The sequence below is a fragment of the Pseudomonas putida genome, assembly GCF_028682395.1.
Classification (GTDB): Bacteria; Pseudomonadota; Gammaproteobacteria; order Pseudomonadales; family Pseudomonadaceae; genus Aquipseudomonas; species Aquipseudomonas putida_AB.
Genome location: NZ_JANHLC010000007.1, coordinates 294465 through 300652, shown reverse-complemented (window position 1 = coordinate 300652; position 6188 = coordinate 294465). Strand labels below are relative to the sequence as shown.

At 63.9% G+C, this 6188-nt stretch carries 7 protein-coding genes; 5 read left to right on the top strand and 2 right to left on the bottom strand.

Translation table 11 applies throughout. From position 1 onward, the window contains the following. Positions 1-101: 101 nt before the first annotated feature. Entirely contained in the window at positions 102-455 is a 354-nt protein-coding gene (locus tag NPS46_RS18225) for a hypothetical protein (protein ID WP_274109554.1), read from the bottom strand. 87 nt (positions 456-542) lie between these two features. Next, positions 543-1562: an Ldh family oxidoreductase gene (locus NPS46_RS18220; protein WP_274109552.1), complete on the bottom strand. Its 1020-nt coding sequence runs from the start codon at positions 1560-1562 to the stop codon at positions 543-545. Positions 1563-1704: 142 nt separating this feature from the next. Between NPS46_RS18220 and NPS46_RS18215 the strand changes: the two genes are divergently transcribed. The 5 genes from NPS46_RS18215 (at position 1705) to NPS46_RS18195 (ending at position 6181) form a co-directional block, all read left to right on the top strand. Then, positions 1705-2580: a MurR/RpiR family transcriptional regulator gene (locus NPS46_RS18215; protein WP_274109550.1), complete on the top strand. Its 876-nt coding sequence runs from the start codon at positions 1705-1707 to the stop codon at positions 2578-2580. Between the two features lie 13 nt (positions 2581-2593). Further along, the gene (locus NPS46_RS18210) at positions 2594-3349 is read left to right on the top strand and encodes a transporter substrate-binding domain-containing protein (RefSeq protein WP_274109548.1); all 756 of its coding nucleotides are present in this window, start codon (positions 2594-2596) and stop codon (positions 3347-3349) included. Between the two features lie 111 nt (positions 3350-3460). Continuing rightward, entirely contained in the window at positions 3461-4180 is a 720-nt protein-coding gene (locus NPS46_RS18205) for an ABC transporter permease (RefSeq protein WP_274109547.1), read from the top strand. Beyond that, positions 4177-4887, top strand: a complete 711-nt coding sequence (locus NPS46_RS18200; RefSeq protein ID WP_274109546.1) for an ABC transporter permease — start codon at positions 4177-4179, stop codon at positions 4885-4887. The genes NPS46_RS18205 and NPS46_RS18200 overlap by 4 nt, the downstream gene beginning before the upstream one ends. A 52-nt stretch (positions 4888-4939) precedes the next feature. Further along, positions 4940-6181: an NAD(P)/FAD-dependent oxidoreductase gene (locus NPS46_RS18195; protein ID WP_274109544.1), complete on the top strand. Its 1242-nt coding sequence runs from the start codon at positions 4940-4942 to the stop codon at positions 6179-6181. Positions 6182-6188: the final 7 nt, after the last annotated feature.

Below are 6188 nucleotides of genomic sequence, written 5' to 3'. Positions count from 1 at the left end.
GACGGAGCAAACACCGTAGCCGCTGCGGCAAGCAACGCGCCGCAGCCGGCCACAGGTAGAACGCGCCCCCACCATGGCGATAGGGGCTGTTCTGTTGGCACCTACAGGCAGGTCGCTACCGCCGCCAGGCGCCGGGGCGCGGTCTTGTCGCTCTTGGCCACGTAGTAGCTGACCGCCGTCGCCCCGCCTTCGCTGCGGATATCGACGAAGTAATCCGCGCCACGGGTCAACACCGTGGTGCCCTTTATTGCGCTTGAGGACTCCAGGTAGGCCGCGGCATCGACATCGAACACGGCCTCATCCTGCCAGGAAAACTGGATGCACTGCGCAACCACCTGCTCGGCCTTGGCCGAGACAAAGGTCTTGGTCGGCCCCACGGCGCGCGCCTGATTCAACGCCTGCCCGGCACAACCCGCCAGGGCAACCAGTGCTACTACTGCAACGACTCCACGCATGCCCTTCGATTCCCTGCAAAAAAGAGCCGACTTTAGCACCGGCTCCAGGCAATACGAATAGGCAATACCCGCGATCAGCCCGGGCGCTTAACCCGCCAACTCGCGCAACCGCTCCACTTCGCTCGCGGCCAGGGGAATACCGGTGCTGTGGGAGGCTTCACGGGTGCGGTAACGGCGGTCGCCGGGCAGACGCTCCAGCCCGACATCGTGCATCTGGCGCACCAGCTCTTCACTGCGACGCGCAAAATCATTGCCGGCCGACTTGGCCGGATCAATCACGATCAACAACTGCCCGGTCCAGGGGGTCTGCGCGCCGGGGTGTTGCGACCAGTCGAAACCAAAGGAGAAGTTACCGCCCGTCAGGCCCGCCGCCAGCAGCTCGACCATCATCGACAGCGCCGAGCCCTTGTGCCCGCCAAACGGCAGCAAGGCGCCGCCATCGAGAATCGCCTTGGGGTCGGTGGTCGGCTGGCCGGCGCGATCCACGCCCATGCCCGCCGGCAACGACTCGCCCTTGCGCGCGGCAATCTGCACGTCGCCATGGGCAATAGCGCTGGTGGCCAGGTCAAAGACAATGGGCTCGCCCCCGGCACGCGGTGCGGCAAAGGCAATCGGGTTGGTGCCGAACAACGGGCGCTGGGCGCCATGGGGCACCACGCAGGTCATGCTGTTGACCACGCTCAGGGCGATCAGACCTTCATTGGCAAAAGGCTCGACATCCGGCCACAACGCCGCGAAGTGATGGGAATTGCGGATCGCCAGCACCGCGATACCGGCGCTGCGGGCCTTTTCCAGCAACAAGGGCCGGGCGGCAGCCAGGGCCGGCTGGGCAAACCCGCCCGCGGCATCGACCCGGACAAAGCCCGACGCCACATCCTCGACCACCGGGACTGCCTGGCCATCGACCCAGCCACTGGCCAGGGATGACAGGTAGCCGGCGATGCGAAACACGCCGTGGCTGTGGGAACCGTCGCGTTCGGCCCTGGCGCAGTTGTCGGCCAGTACCCGGGCGACCGTTTCGCTGGTGCCGTGACGCTGGAAGATCTGTTGCAACAGCTGGCTCAGCTCGGCCAGGGTCAGGTATTGGGTCGGCGTGCTCGCGGGCATTCTGGGGCTCCGTGGAATTGTTATTAGTGAAAAGCGACAGATTCGACTATCCCGCCATGCAAGTTATCTGTCAAATATTGACTTGATGACAGAAAACATTCACCTTCTCGCCAAGCGCTGAATAACAACAGGAACAACAGCCTTGAGCCAGCCGATCAAACAACGCCTTGAAAGCAGTCTGTCGACCGCCTCCGCCTCGGGCCGGACGATCGCCCAGTACATGCTGGCCAATCTCTATGAATTGCCATTCCAGACCGCCGCCGATATCGCCGGCAAACTGGGGGTCAGCGAGTCCACCGTCGGGCGCTTCTGCCGCTCCATCGGCTACAGCCACTTCAAGGACCTGAAGAACGACCTCAAGGTCGATCTCGGTGATGGTCCGTGGCTGGTTGGCGACCGCCTGCAAGAGTTCCGCCAACAGGCCAGTCACGCCCCCCAAGGATTGCCGCGCAGCTTCGAGCTGGAGGTCGGTGCCCTGGTCAAAGTCTACGAATACAGCCTGACCCCAGCCTGGCAAGTGGTCAGCCAGCGCCTGGCAACGCGCCCCAGAGTGTTTATCGCCGGCTTCCAGACCGAGCGCGGCATCGCCGCCTCCATGGCCCATCTGCTGCAATACCTGCGCGATGGCGTGCAATGGGTCGATGGCGCCGCCGGGCACTATGCCGATGTCCTGCTGGCGGTGCCCGCCGACTGCGCCCTGGTGGTCTTCGAAGCACGCCGCTATTCGCGCCATGCCCTGCTGCTATGCCGCAAGGCACGCGAAGCCGGTATCCCGGTGACCCTGGTCACCGACGTGTTCAACGACTGGGCCGAACAGAACGCCGACGAAGTGTTCCGCGTGCCCACCGAGTTCAATCTGTTCTGGGAATCCACAGCGGCCATGCTGTCGCTGGTGCACCTGCTGGTCAATGAGGTGTGTAAACAACTGGGTCCCGATGTCGAAAAACGTCTTGAAGCAACTGCCGCGCTACACAACGAGTTCGTTGGCTACACATCCTCACCCGCTCCCAAACAATAATTCGAGGTGCTGAATGAAAAACGTCGTTCGCTTTGCAAGTGCATGTGCAATGGTTCTCGCCGGGGCCAGCGCAGCCCAGGCCGAAGTCCTGAAAATCGCCACCGAGGGCGCTTACCCTCCCTTCAACTATGTTGATTCGGACAACAAGCTCCACGGCTTCGATATCGATATCGCCAATGCCCTGTGCGTGCAGATGAAGGTCGAATGCCAGATCGTCGCCCAGGACTGGGAAGGCATTATTCCCGCACTGATGGCGAAGAAATTCGACGCCGTGGTCGCGTCGATGATCGCCACCGACGAACGCAAGAAAAAGATCGCCTTCACCAACCACTACTACCGCACGCCGCTGTCGGTTGCCGTGGCCAAGGACTCGCCGATCACCGATGCCCAGAGCAAGTTCAAGGGCCTGACCGTCGGCGCCCAGGCCTCTTCGACCCAGGCCATCTATGCCGAAGACCACTACGCGCCGGCCGGTGCCGACGTGAAGTTCTACCCAACGCTGGATGAAGCCAACGGTGACCTCGCCGCCGGTCGCGTCGATGTGGTGGTGGCCGACAAGTTCCCGCTGCTGGGTTGGCTGGACACCGCCGGCAAGGACTGCTGCAAGATACTCGGCGATATCGACGGCACCACCGCCGATGCCTCGATTGCCGTGCGCAAGGAAGACAACGCCCTGCGTGAGCGCCTGAACCAGGCCCTGGATGCCATCGTCGCCGACGGCACTTACCAGAAGATCTCCCGCCGTTACTTCGCCTTCGATATTTATTGATCCCCCCGGTCCCCGGCTAGCGCCGGGGGCTCTCCCAGCAGACACGCCACGCCACGCTCTCCGGGAGCGTGACGGCGACGTGCGGGCTTTATTTCACCAAAGGGTTCGGTCATGTTCGATCATCTCTCCCTGTTATCTTTCGCCAGCGGCGGCTGGGGCTCGGCACTGCTCGCCGGCGCGCTGGTCACCATTGCCCTGGCCCTGAGCTGCCTGCCGATCGGCCTGCCCCTGGGCCTGGCCGTCGCGCTGGCCTCACGGTCCAAGAAGCGCTGGCTGCGGGCCTTGGCCACGGTGTTTTCCACGGTATTTCGTGGCCTGCCCGAGCTGCTGACCCTGCTGATCATTTACTACGGCTGCCAGATCGCCGCGCAGAAAATTCTTGCGGCCCTCGGCTACCAGGGCGAAGTGGCGATCAATACCTTTGTCGCCGCCATGGCCGCGTTCAGCCTGGTCTTTGCCGCCTTCTCCAGCCAGATCTGGCTGGCGGCATTCAAGACCCTGCCCAAGGGCCAGTACGAAGCGGCCTCGGCGCTGAGCCTGTCCAAACCCACCGCTTTTCGCAAAGTGGTGTTCCCCCAGTTGCTGCGTATCGCCTTGCCAGGCCTGTCGAACAACTGGCTGTCGCTGCTCAAGGACACCTCGCTGGTCTCGACCATCTCCCTGGTCGACCTGATGCGCCAGACCAACCTGGCGGTGAGCGTGACCAAGGAACCGATGCTGTTCTATAGCGTGGCGTGCTTCGGCTACTTGTTCTTTTCGGCCATCTCGGGGCGCCTGTTCCACTACCTCGAACAGTACTTCAGCCGCCATCAACGGAGCGTGCGCCCATGAGCCTGGCCGAATTGCAGGAACTGTTCCTCAGCCCCGAGTTGCTGGAGCGCTATGGCCCGCGTTTTATCGACGGGTTGCTGGTCACCGGCAAATTGGTGGCAATTTCCTTCACCCTCGGGGCCGTGCTCGGCATGTTGCTGGCCCTGGCGCGCCTGTCCAACAGCCGCGTGCTGCGGCATTTCAGCGGCGCCTACGTGTACTTCTTCCGGGGCTCGCCGCTGCTGGCCCAGCTGTTCATGCTCTATTACGGGCTGGGCTCGTTCAAAAGCTTCTGGCAGGACGTCGGCCTCTGGTGGTTCTTTCGCGATGCGTGGTTCTGCACGTTGCTGGCCTTCACCCTCAATACCGCCGCGTACCAGGCCGAGATTTTCCGCAGCAGCCTGCTGGCCATCGCCCAGGGCCAGCGTGAAGCCTCGAGCGCCCTGAGCCTGTCGCGCTGGACCACCTTTCGCAAGGTCATCCTGCCGCAGTCGCTGCTGGTAGCGGTCGGGCCGCTGGGCAATGAGCTGATACTGATGATCAAGGCCAGCGCCATCGCCTCCCTGGTGACCATCTACGACTTGATGGGCGTGACCAAGCTGGCCTTCTCGCGCAGCTTCGATTTCCAGATCTACCTGTGGGCCGCCGTGCTGTACCTGCTGATCGTCGAAGTGGTGCGCCGCAGCCTGAAACTGATCGAGGGCCGCCTCGGCCGTCACCTGAACTGAACCGTTTGCCCCGGCACGCCCCCAGGTGTGCCGCGCTACCCTAGGATCCGCCATGCAATTGGATACCATCGTTCTCGGCGCCGGGATTGTCGGCGTCAGCACCGCCCTGCATTTGCAGGCACGCGGGCGCAAGGTCGTGCTACTGGACCGCCAACCACCGGGTAATGGCACCAGCCACGGCAATGCCGGCCTGATCGAACGCGCCAGCGTTATTCCCTACTCCTTTCCCCGGCAGTTGAGTAGCCTGCTGCGCTACGGCCTCAACCAGCAGTCCGATGTGCGCTACAGCCTCAGCCATCTGCCCAAGGCCGGCCCGTGGCTGCTGCAATACTGGCGTCACTCCAGCCCCAAGGGCCTGGCGGCGGCAACCCGGGCCATGCTGCCCCTGGTCGAACGTTGCGTCAGCGAACATGACCTGTTGGCCGAACCGGCCGGCATGACCGGGCTGATCCAGGGTGACGGCTGGGTCGAGGCGTTTCGCGACCCCGAGGCCTTTGCCAAGGCCCAGCAGGACGCCCTCGGCCTGGCCCAGTACCAGCTCAACTACCGGGTGCTCGACCGCGACCAGATCCACGCCCTCGAACCCGGCCTGCACGCCGATGTGGTCGGCGGCCTGCATTGGCTCGACCCCAAGACCGTCAGCGACCCGGGCGGACTGACCCGTGGCTATGCCGAATTGTTCAAGCAGCGCGGCGGCACCTTTGTGCTCGGCGACGCCCTGAGCCTGCGCCAGCATGCCGACGGTTGGCAGGTCGACAGCGAACAGGGGCCGCTGATTGCCCGTGAAGCGGTGGTGGCCCTCGGCCCGCAGGCGCGCGGCGTTTTCGAACCGCTGGGCTATCGCATTCCCCTGGCACTCAAGCGTGGCTATCACATGCACTTTGCCGCACCGACCGGCACGCCGATGCACCATCCGATCCTCGATCCGATTGGCGGCTATGTCCTGGCGCCGATGGTCGGGGGGATTCGTCTGACCACCGGAATCGAGTTCGCCGACAGCGACGACCCGATCAATGAAATTCAGCTGCGCCGCTGCGAAGAACTGGCCCGCCACTTCTATCCGCTGGGCAAGCGCCTGGACGCCGAGCCCTGGCTGGGTCGCCGACCGTGCCTACCGGACATGTGCCCGGTGATCGGCCCGGCGCCGCGTCACCCCGGCCTGTGGTTCAACTTCGGCCATGCCCACCACGGCCTGACCCTGGGCCCAGTGTGCGGGCGCCTGCTGGCGGAAATGCTCACCGGCGCCACCCCCTTTACCGATCCAGCGCCTTATAGCGCCGACCGTTTCAACTGATCGCGGA